Source organism: Streptomyces sp. NPDC045955 (assembly GCF_056430805.1).
This window is the reverse complement of the sequence record NZ_JBWKKY010000009.1, coordinates 311799-326804: the sequence shown is the minus strand read 5'-3', so window position 1 is coordinate 326804 and position 15006 is coordinate 311799. Positions and strand designations below refer to the sequence as shown.

The following is a 15006-nucleotide window of genomic DNA, read 5'->3' as shown; positions in this document are numbered from 1 at the left end:
CAGGAGGCGAAGACCATGGCGGGGAACGGGGCGCTCAGCGGCGCGGTGATCGCGGTGGCCGGAGCGGGAGGACCCGCGGGGCGGGCCGCGCTGCTCAGGCTGGCCGAGGCGGGGGCCACCGTCATCGGCTCGGACAACGACCCGGAGCGGCTGGCGGAGGCGGTGGACGCGGCGAGCTACGCGACCGGCGGCGCCACCGTCACCGGTGACACGGTCGACCTGCTCGACCTGCGGGCCACCCGCGACTGGGCCACCCGCATCGAGAAGGACTTCGGTCACGTCGACGGCCTGGTCCATCTCGTCGGCGGCTGGCGCGGCAGCGAGACCTTCACCCGGACCAGCCTCGACGACTGGGACTTCCTGGAGATGCTGCTCGTGCGTACCGTGCAGCACACGTCCCTGGCCTTCCACGAGGCGCTCCAGCGCAGCGACCGCGGCCGGTACGTGCTGATCAGCGCGGCGGGCGCCAGCAAGCCCACCGCGGGCAACGCCGCGTACGCCGCGGGCAAGGCGGCGGCCGAGGCGTGGACGCTGGCCATGGCCGACTACTTCCGCAAGGCAGGCGGCCCCGAGGGCCCGACCTCGGCGGCCACGATCCTGGTGGTGAAGGCACTGGTGCACGACGCCATGCGTGCCGACCGCCCCAACGCGAAGTTCGCGGGCTTCACCGATGTCAAGGACCTGGCCGAGGCCATCACCGGCATCTGGGACAAGCCCGCCGCCGAAGTGAACGGAAACCGTCTGTGGCTCACCGAGAAGCCGTGAACCCGCCGAAGACCGACGCCCGTCGTCATCACGACCCCGAGGTCCGCGGATTCGCCAGCGACAACTACGCCGGCGCCCACCCGGAGGTGCTCGCCGCCCTGGCCCTGGCCAACGGCGGGCACCAGGTCGCCTACGGCGAGGACGCGTACACCGAGAACCTCCAGCAGGTGGTCCGCAGCCACTTCGGGCCCACGGCCGAGGCGTTCCCGGTCTTCAACGGCACCGGCGCCAACGTCGTCGCCCTCCAGGCGGTCACCGACCGCTGGGGCGCGGTGATCTGCGCCGAGAGCGCGCACATCAACGTCGACGAGTGCGGGGCGCCCGAGCGGGTCGGCGGCCTCAAGCTGCTCACCGTGCCCACGCCCGACGGCAAGCTCACACCCGAGCTGATCGACCGGCAGGCCTACGGCTGGGACGACGAGCACCGGGCGATGCCCCAGGTCGTCTCCATCGCCCAGGCCACCGAGCTCGGCACGGTCTACACGCCGGACGAGATACGCGCCCTGTGCGAGCACGCCCACGGGCACGGCATGAAGGTGCACCTGGACGGCTCCCGGCTGGCCAACGCCGCGGCCACCCTGGACGTCCCGATGCGCACGCTCACCAACGCCGCCGGCGTCGACATCCTCTCCCTGGGCGGCACGAAGAACGGCGCCCTGTTCGGCGAGGCGGTCGTGGTCCTCAACCAGGACGCCGTCAGCCACATGAAGCACCTGCGCAAGCTGTCCATGCAGCTGGCCTCCAAGATGCGCTTCGTGTCGGTGCAGTTCGAGGCCCTGCTCGCCCGGGACCTGTGGCTGCGCAACGCCCGCCACTCCAATGAGATGGCCCAGCGCCTCGCCGAGGGCGTACGCGCCGTGCACGGCGTGGAGATCCTCTACCCGGTGCAGGCCAACGCGGTGTTCGCCCGCCTGCCGCACGACGTGAGCGAGCGCCTTCAGAAGCGGTTCCGCTTCTACTTCTGGGACGAGGCCGCGGGCGACGTCCGCTGGATGTGCGCGTTCGACACGACCGAGGAGGACGTGGACGCGTTCGTCGCGGCACTGAAGGAGGAGATGGCCTGCTGAGGCCATCTCCTCGCCGATCCCGCGTCAGTTGACGACGATCCGCGCGCTGTTGTTGCGCAGGTTCGGGTCGAACTCCCTGATGCTCAGCTCGGGATCGTCGTTGACGGTGGCGACGGTGGTGCGGGCCCCGCGCACCACCCGGTCGATCCGCAACGGGATCTCGAAGGTGTACGACGCCTTGTCGTGCAGGTGGATCGGCGTCTTGCAGGAGTAGGTCGTCGGGGCCGTGCCGTCCTCGGAGGTCCAGCAGTCCTCTTCCGGCAGCCCCATGACCGTGGTCCCCTCCGGCGTCTGGAACCGCACCGTCGCCACGGCGGCGCCCGCGCCCAGCGACGCCACCCAGGCCGGACCGCGGTTGTGCACGGTGACCCGGGCGGTGACGGTGTCACCGGCGGCCCCGCGCACCCTGCTGCCGCCGAGCTTCAGGTCGGCGGTGTTCCGGGCGTTCAGCATGACGGCCCGGTAGTTGTCCTGCGGGTCGATGTCGGGGTCCGCCGCCGCGGCCCGGGCGGCGGCCACGGGACGCAGGTCCAGCTCGGCGCCCGTGCCCCGGGTCCACGTCCAGTCGCCGCGCATCTGCGCCAGCGCCTCGTCGGAGTAGGGCTGGACGGAGTGGTCGAACCGCTCGTACAAGGCGTTGCGTCCCACGCCGAGACCGGTGTTCAGCGTGTACTCCTGCCCGGGCGCCACCGCCTCGTCCAGCACGCACAGGGCGGAGGTGCCGGTGTCGTGATCCCGGTACTCGCAGTTGGCGTGCCGCTGTTCGAAACGCAGCCCGTACGAGGCGTTGAGCCACAGCAGTGTGCGCTCCGCCGTGCGGTTGCCGCTGTTGGACACCGTGGCCCGCACGCTCGTCCTCGACCCCGGCCGGAGGTCGTCCTGGTGGTCGGCCTGGCTGAGACCGAGGTCCGGGCCGTTGCCCACGCCGACCCTGGTCTCGGCCGGGTGGGACGTGGCGTCTCCGGCGACGGCCGAGTAGCGCACGTACCCGGAGGCGCCGGCGTCCGCTCCCGGCAGCGCGCGCAGCCCGAACGTCGCGGCCGGCACGCGCTCCGTCCCGGCGGGCATCTCGGGGACGGCGCAGACCGCCCTGACCTCCGACTCCGGTTCGCAGTTCGCCGGCCACGAGACCCGCGCGAAAGAAGCGATCTCACTGACGTCGACGGTCAGGCGCCCGGCCGGCACCCGGTCGTCGGCGACGTCCCGGCTGACCTCCACGGCCAGGCCGCGTTCGCGCGCGCCGCCGTCCGCGTCCGCGCCCGGCAGCACCGTCTCGTACGGCGCGTTGATCCACAGCTGGTTCTCCTGGGCGTACGCGGGCCCGGCCCCGACTCCGGCCGCCGTCAGGGCACCACTCACGAGCGCGGCACCGAGCAGGCGCCGTGGGTCCTTCATGTCTTCCCCCTTGTCACGGAACTGTGGAGGCCGACCCGTGGTGCCGGGGAAGGGTTGTGACCGGGCGAGTGGTTGCGGCGATGTCCAGCCGTTCTCCAAAGATGCATAGATATGCAGAAGCTCGAAAATAAATTGACCGAGTGCTGATCTTGTCCCTATGCTCCGCGTGCATGCAGCTGATCCAGGAAAACCCCGACCTCTCCGCCTACTTGGCCGCCGACGAGGCGATAGACCATCACCATCCGCTCGTTCGCGAGACGGCGGCCACGCTGGCCAGGAGGGTGGCGAACTCGTATGAGTATGCGCAGGAGGCCTTCGAGTTCGTGCGCGACGCCATCCCGCACTCGCAGGATGCGGGCGATCCGCGTGTCACCTGGCGCGCCTCCGATGTCCTGGAACAGCGCACCGGCATCTGTTACGCCAAGGCCCACGCGCTCGCGGCGCTGCTCCGCGCCGAGGACATCCCGACCGCGTTGTGCTACCAGAAGTTCGACGTCGTGCACGGTCTGGTCGCCGTGCGGTTCAACGGGGCATGGCACCGCCAGGACCCCCGGGGCAACAAACCGGGGGTGGACGCGCAGTTCTCCCTCGACGGCGAGCGGCTCGCCTTCACGCCCGATCCGGCGCTCGGCGAGACCGACTGTCCGGTTCTGTACGCCGCGCCTCACCCGGCCGTGCTCGACACCCTCAAGTCGGCCGTCGACCGGCCCCACCTGTGGCGGACACTTCCCACCGCGCTCTGAGGCGGGACAGGAGGCCGGGCCGACCCGGCCCGGGCGTCAGTGCGCCTCGGCCTCCCGCACCTGCTCCGGCGTCGGAGCCGTGCCGCCGAGGTGGGCCGGCATCCACCAGGTGTCGTCCGGCCCCTTGGGGCGTACGGGGTAGGCGCGCTGGGCGGCCTCCAGGAGTTCCTGGACGCGCTCGCGCAGCTGACGGGTGATCGCGCCGGCGTACTTGTCGCGGGAGGCCTCGATCGCCTCGCCGACCCGGATCGTGATGGGGATGTGGCTGCGCTTGAAGTTGCGGGGGTGGCCCTTGGTCCACAGCCGCTGCGTGCCCCACACCGCCATCGGGATCAGCGGGACGCCGGCCTCCTGTGCCATGCGCGCGGCACCCGACTTGAAGCTCTTCAGCGTGAACGACTGCGAGATGGTCGCCTCCGGGAAGACCCCGACGATCTCGCCCGACCGCAGTGAGTCGAGGGCGTGCGCGTAGGCCGCCTCGCCCTGCTTGCGGTCCACCGGGATGTGCTTCATCCCGCGCATCAGCGGGCCCGAGATCTTGTGGCGGAAGACGGACTCCTTCGCCATGAAGCGCACGAGACGCTTCTGCGGCAGTGCCGCCAGGCCGTTGAAGACGAAGTCCAGGTAGCTGATGTGATTGCTCACCAGCACGGCGCCGCCCGAGCGCGGGATGTTCTCCGAACCCTGACAGTCGATCTTGAGGTCCCACGCCTTGAACAGCGTGCGGGCGAAACCGACGACGGGACGGTAGACGAGCTCTGCCATGGGCGGGCCGGACCCTTCCTGCTCTGCCTGGGAAGGGATTCCCAGTGGAAGTTACGCAGCCGTAGGTTTACGGCTTGTCGCAGATCGTGCCCGAAGAACGGCCGGGTAGCCAGCCCCCGTGCCCGCGCGGGAGGAGATTCTCGTCACGTAGTCGCCGGATCCCACCTCGTGCTTTTACGCCCCCATTACTCCGCGCGTACCGTCACCCGCCGCATGAGCAGGTACATCTCGCACCCCAGGCAGTACCCGAACGCGGCGTTCAGGAAGGCGGCCGCGAGTGCGGCGCCGGTCGCCGCGAGACCCAGCCAGCCGGGTCCCAGGGCGTAGCCGACGAGCCCCAGGCCGGCGAAGACCAGCCCCACCGCCTGGGCGAAACGTGGCGGTTCGGGCGCCTCGAACGCGGTCGGCGGCCCGAGTCGCGGCCGTACGGCCTTGGCGAACAGCAGTCCGTACGGCGACCGGGCCACTCCGCCGGCCGCGCCCAGCAGGAACGCCAGCGTCTGCCAGGCCAGCAGCCACGTGCTCCCCGTGACCAGGACGACCGCCAGGACGACGGTCGTCACCACTGCGCCGAAACGCGGCCCTCGTGCATCGATGTCCATGGGAACCAAGCATTCCGCACCACGGGCCGGTGGGGTGGGCGGGAATCTTTGCGGTCTCGTGAACGCTTGCAGCAGGTGATGACCGGACTGGTGGTGTGCGTACTGGTGCTCGCGGCGGCGAGCGCCTTCGGAGTGCTGCAGCGGCGGCGGAGCGGGAGAGTGCGGGTGCGCGGGCGGGACGACGGCAAGCGGCTGGACGCGGGCGAGCTGGGCGCGGACCTGGGGGAGCGGGCCACACTCGTGCAGTTCTCCAGCGCGTTCTGCGCGCCCTGCCGGGCGACCCGGCGGGTCCTCGGTGAGGTCGCCGGCATGGTCCCGGGCGTGACCCACGTCGAGATCGACGCCGAGGCCCATCTGGACCTCGTGCGACGGCTGGGCATCCTCAAGACCCCGACCGTGCTGGTCCTCGACGCCGACGGCCGGGTGGTGCGGCGGGCCACGGGGCAGCCGCGCAAGGCCGATGTGATCGCCGCGCTGGGGGAGGCGGTGTGAGGGACGCGACCCGGTCAGTGAGCCATCTCCCACATCCGGGAACGAACTTGACTGCGACAACCATTTATCGTCAGCCTGACCCCATGCCTGCGGACCTTCTCGCCACGCCCGACCTCCTGCGCTCGGTCTTCCGGCGGCACGCGGCAGGGGTTGCCGTGATCACCGCCCGTGGCGACACCGGCCCGGTGGGCTTCACCGCCACCTCCCTCGCCTCCGTCTCCGCCGAGCCGCCCCTGCTGTCCTTCGGGGTCGGCACCGGCTCCTCCAGCTGGCCCGTGATCGCGACGGCCGGCCATGTCGGCGTCCACATCCTCGGCGAGCACCAGCAGGAGCTGGCGGCCACCTTCGCCCGCAGCGGAGCCGACCGCTTCGCGCCGCCCACCGCCTGGCGGGACGGACCCGAGGGAGTCCCCGTGCTCGACGGCGTGCCGGCCTGGCTGGTGGGGCGGGTCGTCGCGCGGGTGCCCGCCGGAGACCACCGGATCGTGATCGCGGAGGTCGTGTACGGAGACCACACGGGCACCGGCCGTCCGCTCCTCTACCACCAGGGGCGTTACAACCGCCTGCGCGACTGATCCGTGCGCCCCCGGCTGCGTGACCGTCGAGTTCCGGTTACGCTGCGTTGCGAAGGTCACAGTTCAAAGCGCTTGCTTAGCGGGAATGAACTGGGTGTACTGACGAGTAATATTTCGCTCGGAGCGTGGATCGCCCCGACCGGGATCGGCCGCTTGAGGCGCCTATGCTGCCTGCAAGTAGGCAGCATGGAAATGACGATGCAGTAGGAGAGCCGGCGTGAGCTTGAGGATCGTTGTCACTGTGAAGTACGTGCCCGACGCCACTGGCGACCGGCACTTCGCCGATGACCTGACCGTCGACCGGGACGACGTGGACGGTCTGCTCTCCGAGCTCGACGAGTACGCGGTCGAGCAGGCGCTGCAGATCTCCGAGAACTCCGACGACGACGTGGAGATCACCGTCCTGACGGTGGGCCCCGAGGACGCCAAGGACGCCCTGCGCAAGGCGCTGTCCATGGGCGCCGACAAGGCGATCCACGTCGAGGACGACGACATTCACGGCACCGACGCCATCGGCACCTCCCTGGTCCTGGCCAAGGCGATCGAGAAGGCCGGCTACGACCTGGTGATCTCCGGCATGGCCTCCACCGACGGCACCATGGGCGTCGTCCCCGCGCTGCTCGCCGAGCGTCTGGGCGTGCCGCAGGTCACCCTCCTCTCCGAGGTGTCGGTCGAGGACGGCACGGTCAAGGGCCGCCGCGACGGCGACGCCGCCTCCGAGAACCTGGAGGCCTCCCTCCCGGCGGTCGTGTCGGTGACCGACCAGTCCGGCGAGGCGCGTTACCCCTCCTTCAAGGGCATCATGGCGGCCAAGAAGAAGCCGGTTCAGTCCTGGGACCTGTCCGACCTCGACATCGAGGCCGAGGAGGTCGGCCTGGAGGGCGCCTACACCACGGTCGACAACGCGGCCGAGCGCCCGGCCCGTACCGCGGGCACGATCGTCAAGGACGAGGGCGAGGGCGGCAAGCAGCTCGCTGAGTTCCTCGCGGGCCAGAAGTTCATCTGAGCCCGGTATTCGCTGACCGCCCCTCATCTTTCGCAAGCAGGAGAGAAGAAGTCCCATGGCTGAAGTTCTCGTCTACGTCGACCACGTGGACGGTGCCGTCCGCAAGCCCACCCTGGAGCTGCTGACCCTGGCCCGCCGCATCGGCGAGCCGGTCGCCGTCGCACTGGGCAACGGCGCGGGTGACACCGCCGCCACGCTCGCCGAGCACGGCGCGGTCAAGGTGCTCACGCACGAGGCGTCCGAGTACGCCGACTACCTGGTCGTACCGAAGGTGGACGCCCTGCAGGCCGCGGTCGAGGCCGTGTCCCCGGCCGCCGTTCTGGTCCCCTCCTCCGCCGAGGGCAAGGAGATCGCCGCCCGCCTGGCGCTGCGTCTGGGCTCGGGCATCATCACCGACGCCGTCGACCTGGAGGCCGGCGACGAGGGCCCGGTGGCCACGCAGTCGGTGTTCGCCGCGTCCTTCACCACCAAGTCGCGTGTCTCCAAGGGCACCCCGGTCATCACGGTCAAGCCGAACAGCGCGGCCGTGGAGCCGGCTCCGGTCGCCGGTGCGGTCGAGGCGCTGTCCGTGACCTTCTCCGACAAGGCCACCGGCACGAAGGTCACCGGCCGTACGCCGCGTGAGTCGACGGGCCGCCCGGAGCTGACCGAGGCCGCGATCGTGGTCTCCGGTGGCCGTGGCGTCAACGGCGCGGAGAACTTCGCGATCATCGAGGCCCTCGCCGACTCCCTCGGCGCGGCCGTCGGTGCCTCGCGTGCCGCCGTCGACGCCGGCTGGTACCCGCACACCAACCAGGTCGGCCAGACCGGCAAGTCCGTCTCGCCGCAGCTGTACATCGCCTCCGGCATCTCCGGTGCGATCCAGCACCGCGCCGGTATGCAGACCTCGAAGACGATCGTGGCGATCAACAAGGACGCCGAGGCCCCGATCTTCGACCTCGTCGATTACGGCGTCGTCGGCGACCTCTTCGACGTCGTCCCGGCCCTCACCGAGGAGATCAAGGCCCGCAAGGGCTGATCGGCCCCGGCTGTGCAAGGCCCCCGTGACCGCGGAGACGGTCACGGGGGCCTCTTCTCATCCCAGGGTCATCGAGGCCTGCACCGGCAGATGGTCGCTCGGATACGTCCCGTTCCTGCTGAAGGTGTTCATCCCGGCCCAGTGCGTGGTCACCCCGGGCGTGGTGAGGATCCAGTCGATGCGCCGCCCGCCGGGCCGGAGATCCCGGTACCCGTGGTGCGTCCCGTACGCCGGGCTCCGCGAGGCCGCCGCGTCCCAGGCGTCCACCAGGCCGATGTCCAGCATGAGGTCGTGCACCCGGTTGTCGTGGGCGGCCGCGTTGAAGTCGCCGGTGACGATGACCGGTAACGACCGGTCCCACCCGGCGATCGTCTCGCCGATGAGCTCTGCCGAGCGTTCCCGGGCGTACTGGCTGACGCTGTCCAGATGGGTGTTGAGGACGTAGAACTCCCGTCCCCCGTCGGCGAGATCGGCGAAACGGACCCAGGTCACCATGCGCAGCCAGTCAGCGCCCCAGGTGTTCGAGGCGATCGTGTACGGGGTGTCGGACAGCCAGAAGTGGTCGAACTCGATCGGGTCGAGCCTGCGCGTGTCGAAGAAGACCGCCATGAACTCGTCCCTGCTGCCGCCCCCGCGTCCGGTGCCGATCCAGTCGTAGTGCCCGCCGAGATCCTTCTCGATCATGCGCAGTTGCTGGTAGAGCCCTTCCTGTGTGCCGATGACGTGTGGTAGCTCGCGGCGCAGCAGTTCTCGCATCACCGGTCGGCGCACGGTCCAGCGCGGTGTCTCGTCGACGACGGTCGCGAAGCGCACGTTGAACGTCATGACGTTCAGGGCGCCCGGGTGCTCGCCGGCGGAAGCGGGCCGTGTGGGGCCCGCGGTGGTGAGCAGCGGTCCCGCGAGGGCGGCTGCCGCCGCTGCCTTGAGCCCGTCGCGGCGCGTCACTCCGACCTCGTTCGGCACGTGGTCTCCCTCCCCTTGCACGTCAGGATGAAGCTTGCCTTCTGAATACGGAAGATGAGGGCGGGTCGGCAGTGACCGAGGATGAAGGATGGGGAATCCCACTGCAAGACGGTGTTGACCAGGGCGAAGACCGGCCGATAACTTCGTTCTACGGATTGTTGATTCCGTACAGCGGAAAACAGGAGGGTCGCGGAATGGGTCAGGGCCAGCAGGAGAAGGTGGCGACGAGCCTCGCGGGCGCCGTCAGCGAGGAGATCAGCGCCTCCCTCGCGCCGGTCGACGCCGAACTGGAACGCCGCTACCCCGGAGACCCCGGCACCCGCCAGCCCGTCCACACCGTTTACGTCCCCGGCGACGTCTTCGCCGCCGACACCCTCCGCTCCTGGGGCGACCGGGCCCTGGCCGCCCTGGACGAACACGCCCCGGACGCCGCCTCCTTCGCCGCCGTCCTCGGTCTCTCGGACGAACTCGCCGAGCCCGTCCACGCGCGCGTGCGCGCCAAGCTGGAGCGCGAGCCGATCGAGGACCTGCGCGTCGACTTCGAGGACGGCTACGGCAACCGCCCCGACGCCGAGGAGGACCAGGCCGCCGCCCGCGCCGCCCGCCTCATCGCGGAGGCCTTCGCCGACGGCACTGCGGCCCCCTACATGGGCATCCGGATGAAGTGCATGGAAGCCCCCGTCCGAGCCCGCGGCATCCGCACCCTCGACATCTTCCTCACCGGCCTGATGGAGGCCGGCGGCCTGCCCGGCGGACTGGTGCTCACCCTGCCGAAGGTGACCTACGCCGAGCAGGTCACCGCCATGGCACGGCTGCTGGACGCCTTCGAGAAGACGCACGGCCTGGAGCCCGGCCGGATCGGCTTCGAGATCCAGATCGAGACCAGCCAGTCCATCCTCGCCGCCGACGGCACCGCCACCGTCGCCCGCATGATCCAGGCCGCCGAGGGCCGCGCCACCGGCCTGCACTACGGCACCTTCGACTACAGCGCCTGCCTCGGCGTCTCCGCCGCCCACCAGGCCAGCGACCACCCCGCCGCCGACCACGCCAAGGCCGTTATGCAGGTCGCCGCGGCCGGCACCGGCGTCCGCGTCTGCGACGGCTCCACCAACGTCCTGCCCATCGGCCCGGCCGAGAAGGTGCACGCCGCCTGGCGCCTGCACTACGGCCTCACCCGCCGCGCCCTGGCCCGCGCCTACTACCAGGGCTGGGACATGCACCCCGGCCACATCCCCACCCGCTACGCGGCCGTCTTCGCCTTCTACCGCGAGGGCTTCGAGCAGGCCGCCGCCCGCCTCGCCCGCTACGCCAACCGCACCGGCGGCGACGTCATGGACGAGCCCGCCACCGCCAAGGCCCTCAGCGGCTACCTGCTGCGCGGCCTGGACTGCGGCGCCCTGGACATCGGGGAGGTCGCCCGGCTGACCGGTCTGACCCGCGCCGACCTGGAGAGCTTCGCGGTGCCCCGGCGGGGCGACCTGACGGCGTCCGCCTGACCGCTTCTCCCCGAGGTTCCGCCCGGCGTACCGGCCCTGTCACAGCCGTCACCACGGCCTGTCCGTGCCACCGCCGCCCCGTACTCTGTACGCCACACACTGACGTGTCAGCGATCCAGTGGTGTCACGAGAACGGGGCAGCGGTGTCGACGGGGGAGTACGGGCAGCAGGCCGACGGGACCGGCCGGCTGCTGGCAGGCCGTTATCGCGTCACGGCCCAGCTGGGGCGCGGCGGCATGGGCGTCGTCTGGAAGGCCGTCGACGAGGTCCTCGGCCGTGAGGTGGCCGTCAAGGAACTGCGCACCTACACCGACACGGCCGGTCCCGAACTGGCCGCTCTGCGCCTGCGGATGCAGCGCGAGGCGCGTGCGGCGGCCCGCGTGCGCCACCCCGGCGTCATCGCCGTGCACGACATCGCCGAGGTCGACGGCCGTCCCCTCATCGTCATGGAGCTGGTCGACGGCCCGTCCCTGGACGACGTACTGCGCGAGCGCGGCACGCTGGACGCGCGCGAGGCGGCCGGGATCGGCGCCAAGGTCATGGACGCCCTGGCCGCCGCCCATCGGGCGGGCGTCCTGCACCGCGACGTGAAGCCCGGCAACATCCTGCTCGACCGCTCCGGGCGGGTCGTCCTCACCGACTTCGGCATCGCCACCATGGACGACCCGGGCGACGGTTCGGCCACGCACCTCACCCGCAGCGGCGAACTCGTCGGCTCCCTCGACTATCTGGCCCCCGAGCGGGCCCAGGGCGCCGACCCGGGTCCCGCCTCCGACGTCTGGGCCCTAGGCGCCACGCTGTACGCGGCCGTCGAAGGAACCTCGCCCTTCCGCCGTACGTCCACGTTCTCGACGCTGACCGCGATCGTCACCGAGCCGCTGCCCGAGCCCCGCCGCGCCGGACCTCTCGCCCCCGTCCTCCAGCGGATGATGGACAAGCGTCCCGAGGGCCGCCCGGAGGCGGAACAGGCCCGCGAGACGCTCCAGGCCGTCGCGGACATGGGCGGCGCGGACACGCCGACGTCATCACTGCGAGGGCCGGTGCCCGCCCCGTCCTCGCGCCCGGAGACGGAGCGTGGTGTCCCGTCGGTGCCGCCGGGATTCGGGCCGCCGCAGCAGGCGCGGCCGGGCGCTGCCGGGCCGCACGAGAGCCAGGGCACGCCCGGGTTCGGCCCGGCGGCAGCGGCCTTCGGGGCCGCTGGGGCACCGGGAGCGGCAGGACAGCGGCCTGGCGCTGACGGGCCGGGCACCGGGCACCCGGCGCAAGGGGACCGCGGCTCGCAGGGCCCGAACGCCGGCCTTCAGGCCCCGGGACCGGATCCTCAGGCGTCAGGACCGCAGGCTCCGGGCCCGGGCGACGAGGCCCCGGGCTCCGGCTCACAGGTGTCAGGACCGCAAGGCCCGAACCCCGGCACCCAGGCCTCGGGCCCCGGCACCCAGGGCTTCGGCCCGGCCGCCCCGGGCAGCACCTCGCCGACCGGCCCGATGAACCCGAGCCCCGCCCCCCGCCGCAAAAAGACCCGCGCCCTGCTCGCCGCCGCGGCCGTCACGGTCGTCCTCGCAGCGGCCGGCACCACGGTCGCCCTGCTCAGAGGCTCGGACGGCACGGACCCCGGCAACCGGACCGACGCCGCCGGCGTGGACGCGGCAGCCTCCTCCGGGCCCGGCCGCACCGACGGCGGCTCGAACGAGCAGAGGCCCACCCCCCAGGGCGACGAGAAGGGCACGTCCCCCTCCGGGAAGGCCGAGGACGACAAGAAGCCCGGGTCCTCCGGCCGGCCCTCCGTCCCGGCCCCGGCGAAGTCCTCCGGCGGCACCTCCGGCGACACGAGCGGCGGGACCTCGGGCGGCGGTACCACCGGCGGCGACACGACAGGCGGCGGATCCACCACGCCCGCACCGGTCTGCGACCCCATCGGCGGCGGCAAGTACAACTGCACCGTCTGGAAGACCGCCAAGTCGTACACCGCCTCCGGTACCGAGGCCGGCGTCCTCGACGCCGGCACCAACTACTTCTACTGCCAGCAGAACCTGGGCCGGCGAGAGACCGACGGCCGGTGGACCAACATCTGGTGGGCCAGGACGGACGACGACAGCGGCAACACGGACGTCTGGGTCAGCGACGTCTACATCAAGGGCGGCGACAACGACGCGCCCGTCCCCGGGCTCCCGGTCTGCTGAGGGCGCAGCGACACCGCCGCGTACCGCTCCAGTCCGGAGGCCGTCACCAGCTTCTCCTCGGCGAACAGCCGCGTGCCCCGCTCGCACAGCCGCCGGTCGGAGCGGGCCCGTGCGCAGAACTCCTCGGGCACGACACCGAACAGCTCCCGGAAGCGCGGCAGGCCGACGAGCAGTTCGGTGAGCAGCACCCGCTGGCCCGGGTGGGTGCGCGGCACGCCCGTGCCGTCGTGCAGGACGCCGTGCCGGTTGACGTACGCGTACGCGCCCGGCAGGCGGGTGCCGTCCGCGAGGTCGATGCGCACGTCGGGCGAGGGCAGCCAGGCACGGTCGTAGTTGCCCGTCGGCACCGGCACGCCCTCGCTCGCGTCGATCACGGCGAGCTGCTCGGCGTCGAGCCAGATGACGAACAACTCCCGCACGGTGTCCGGGGCGCTGACCGGCGAGGCCGACACGTACCCCATGCGGCTCACATGCGCCGACACACCGGCGTCGACGCCCGTGACCCGCGCCTTCACCATCGGGATCGGCGACATGATCCCGGACTCCTCCATCTTGTGCCGCAGTTGCCCTGGGCAGGCGTTGGAGCCGATGGCGAGAACCGGCGTGCGGCCCGCGTGCACCAGCCGGTCGAGCGGCAGGTAGCGGTCCCCGTCGAGGAGCCCTGAGCCGGCGGGCCACGCGCCCGGGTAGAGCAAGGGGTGCTCGCGCGGCGCCTCGGCCAGGCCGAGTGCGCGCAGCGTGCGATCGGAGAGGTGCTCCCTGCGCTCCGTATGTTCCGTGGGATGGTCCATGGGCCGCTCAGCCCGCCGGGGGCAGCTCGCCCGAGCCGCGGGTGATCAGCCGGGTCGGCAGCTCGATGCGTTCGGCAGCGACGAGGGTGCCGTCCAACTGCTGGAAGAGGCGTTCCGCTGCGGTACGGCCGATGGCCGCCGCGTCCTGGGCGACGACGGTGACGCCCGGCTGGAGCAGGTCGGCGAGCTCGATGTCGTCGAAGCCGACCAGGGCGACGCGGCGGGGGTGCTCGGCGAGTACGCGGATCACGGTGACCGTCACCCGGTTGTTGGCCGCGAAGACCGCGGTGACCGGGTCCGGGCCGGACAGCATCTCCTCGGCCGCCCTGCGCACCCGCTCGGGGTCGGTGACACCGAGGGACATCCAGGAGTCCGCCACCGGTATGCCCGCGTCCTCCATCGCCGCCCGGTAGCCGCGCAGCCGCTCGGCGGCGGTGTGGATGCGGGGCATGTCGCCGATGAAGCCGATCCGGCGGTGCCCGTGCGCGATGAGGTGGGCGACGCCGTCCCGGGCACCGCCGAAGTTGTCCGACAGCACCACGTCGGCGTCGATGTGCCCGGCCGGCCGGTCCACGAACACCGTGGCGACACCCGCCTTGAGCTCCGGCTCCAGATACCGGTGGTCGTCACCGGCCGGAATCACCACCAGCCCGTCCACCCGCCGCGCGCACAGGGCCAGCACCAGCTCCTGCTCGCGGTCCGGGTCCTCCGCGCTGGAGCCGTTGATCAGCAGGGCGCCGTGCGCGCGGGCCACCTCCTCCACGGACCGGCTCAGCGGTCCGTAGAACGGGTCCGCGAGGTCCTCCAGCACCAGGCCGATGCTCGCCGTCCGGCCCTTGCGCAGCACGCGCGCGCTGTCGTTGCGGCGGAAACCGAGTGCCTCGATCGCCTCCTGGACACGCCGCTCCGTCTCCGGGGTCACGCCGGGCTCACCGTTCACGACGCGGGAGACCGTCTTCAGTCCGACCCCGGCCCGTGCCGCGACGTCCTTCATCGTCGGCCGGGTGCCGTAGCGCGCTGTGGATCGGAGGTTGGTCTGGGGCACGGTGCGGTGTCCTGTCCTGTCGTCCACGGTGGTGCGTCGGTCCTGGGTTTGTATGAGGATGTGGCGTCGAGCATAGAGCCTGGACAACGTTGTCAGGCTCGGG

15 protein-coding genes are annotated in these 15006 nt (G+C 71.7%); 9 read left to right on the top strand and 6 right to left on the bottom strand.

Translation table 11 applies throughout. The features are described from left to right. Positions 1 to 15: 15 nt before the first annotated feature. Both AC07F0_RS21170 and AC07F0_RS21165 read left to right on the top strand, forming a co-directional pair. On the top strand, positions 16 to 765 hold the full coding sequence (locus tag AC07F0_RS21170) for an SDR family NAD(P)-dependent oxidoreductase (RefSeq protein WP_436727818.1): 750 nt from the start codon (positions 16 to 18) through the stop codon (positions 763 to 765). Continuing rightward, positions 762 to 1832 carry a threonine aldolase family protein gene (locus AC07F0_RS21165; RefSeq protein ID WP_478981034.1) on the top strand — a complete coding sequence of 357 codons (1071 nt, stop codon included), beginning with the start codon at positions 762 to 764 and terminating at the stop codon, positions 1830 to 1832. Before AC07F0_RS21170 ends, AC07F0_RS21165 begins: the two co-directional genes overlap by 4 nt. Before the next feature lie 24 nt (positions 1833 to 1856). Here the strand turns inward: AC07F0_RS21165 and AC07F0_RS21160 are convergent, their stop codons facing one another. Beyond that, the gene (locus AC07F0_RS21160) at positions 1857 to 3227 is read right to left on the bottom strand and encodes a hypothetical protein (RefSeq protein ID WP_478980900.1); all 1371 of its coding nucleotides are present in this window, start codon (positions 3225 to 3227) and stop codon (positions 1857 to 1859) included. 170 nt (positions 3228 to 3397) lie between these two features. Here AC07F0_RS21160 and AC07F0_RS21155 point away from each other — a divergent pair, with 170 nt between their 5' ends. Further along, positions 3398 to 3970: a transglutaminase domain-containing protein gene (locus AC07F0_RS21155; protein WP_478980898.1), complete on the top strand. Its 573-nt coding sequence runs from the start codon at positions 3398 to 3400 to the stop codon at positions 3968 to 3970. A 36-nt stretch (positions 3971 to 4006) separates the two neighbouring features. On the opposite strand, the gene AC07F0_RS21150 is transcribed toward AC07F0_RS21155, so the two are convergent. Beyond that, a complete protein-coding gene (locus AC07F0_RS21150) occupies positions 4007 to 4735 on the bottom strand; it encodes a lysophospholipid acyltransferase family protein (RefSeq protein ID WP_020271694.1) in 729 nt (242 codons plus the stop codon). Positions 4736 to 4920: 185 nt separating this feature from the next. Beyond that, complete coding sequence (locus AC07F0_RS21145; RefSeq protein ID WP_478980897.1) at positions 4921 to 5337, bottom strand: DUF4395 domain-containing protein; 417 nt, start codon at positions 5335 to 5337, stop codon at positions 4921 to 4923. Between the two features lie 78 nt (positions 5338 to 5415). Between AC07F0_RS21145 and AC07F0_RS21140 the strand changes: the two genes are divergently transcribed. From AC07F0_RS21140 to AC07F0_RS21125, 4 genes are all read left to right on the top strand, one after another. Next, positions 5416 to 5829, top strand: a complete 414-nt coding sequence (locus tag AC07F0_RS21140; RefSeq protein WP_478981032.1) for a TlpA family protein disulfide reductase — start codon at positions 5416 to 5418, stop codon at positions 5827 to 5829. An 83-nt stretch (positions 5830 to 5912) separates the two neighbouring features. Continuing rightward, positions 5913 to 6404 (top strand): flavin reductase family protein, encoded by a 492-nt coding sequence (locus AC07F0_RS21135; RefSeq protein WP_478980895.1) that lies wholly within the window; start codon positions 5913 to 5915, stop codon positions 6402 to 6404. Between the two features lie 217 nt (positions 6405 to 6621). Continuing rightward, positions 6622 to 7410: an electron transfer flavoprotein subunit beta/FixA family protein gene (locus AC07F0_RS21130; protein ID WP_436727811.1), complete on the top strand. Its 789-nt coding sequence runs from the start codon at positions 6622 to 6624 to the stop codon at positions 7408 to 7410. Positions 7411 to 7465: 55 nt separating this feature from the next. Continuing rightward, positions 7466 to 8428, top strand: coding sequence for an electron transfer flavoprotein subunit alpha/FixB family protein (locus AC07F0_RS21125; protein ID WP_478980893.1), 963 nt, complete (start codon positions 7466 to 7468; stop codon positions 8426 to 8428). A 57-nt stretch (positions 8429 to 8485) separates the two neighbouring features. On the opposite strand, the gene AC07F0_RS21120 is transcribed toward AC07F0_RS21125, so the two are convergent. Beyond that, positions 8486 to 9391 (bottom strand): endonuclease/exonuclease/phosphatase family protein, encoded by a 906-nt coding sequence (locus AC07F0_RS21120; protein ID WP_478980891.1) that lies wholly within the window; start codon positions 9389 to 9391, stop codon positions 8486 to 8488. A 194-nt stretch (positions 9392 to 9585) separates the two neighbouring features. On the opposite strand from AC07F0_RS21120, the gene AC07F0_RS21115 reads away from it, so the two are divergent. Both AC07F0_RS21115 and AC07F0_RS21110 read left to right on the top strand, forming a co-directional pair. Further along, a complete protein-coding gene (locus tag AC07F0_RS21115) occupies positions 9586 to 10887 on the top strand; it encodes a DUF6986 family protein (RefSeq protein ID WP_478980889.1) in 1302 nt (433 codons plus the stop codon). 143 nt (positions 10888 to 11030) lie between these two features. Then, positions 11031 to 13067 carry a serine/threonine-protein kinase gene (locus tag AC07F0_RS21110; protein ID WP_478981030.1) on the top strand — a complete coding sequence of 679 codons (2037 nt, stop codon included), beginning with the start codon at positions 11031 to 11033 and terminating at the stop codon, positions 13065 to 13067. Here AC07F0_RS21110 and AC07F0_RS21105 read toward each other — a convergent pair. Together AC07F0_RS21105 and AC07F0_RS21100 are read right to left on the bottom strand one after the other, a co-directional pair. Then, positions 13013 to 13858, bottom strand: coding sequence for a hypothetical protein (locus tag AC07F0_RS21105; RefSeq protein WP_478980887.1), 846 nt, complete (start codon positions 13856 to 13858; stop codon positions 13013 to 13015). The genes AC07F0_RS21110 and AC07F0_RS21105 overlap by 55 nt on opposite strands. Positions 13859 to 13865: 7 nt before the next feature. Next, positions 13866 to 14930, bottom strand: a complete 1065-nt coding sequence (locus AC07F0_RS21100) for a LacI family DNA-binding transcriptional regulator (RefSeq protein ID WP_478980886.1) — start codon at positions 14928 to 14930, stop codon at positions 13866 to 13868. Positions 14931 to 15006 lie beyond the last annotated feature (76 nt).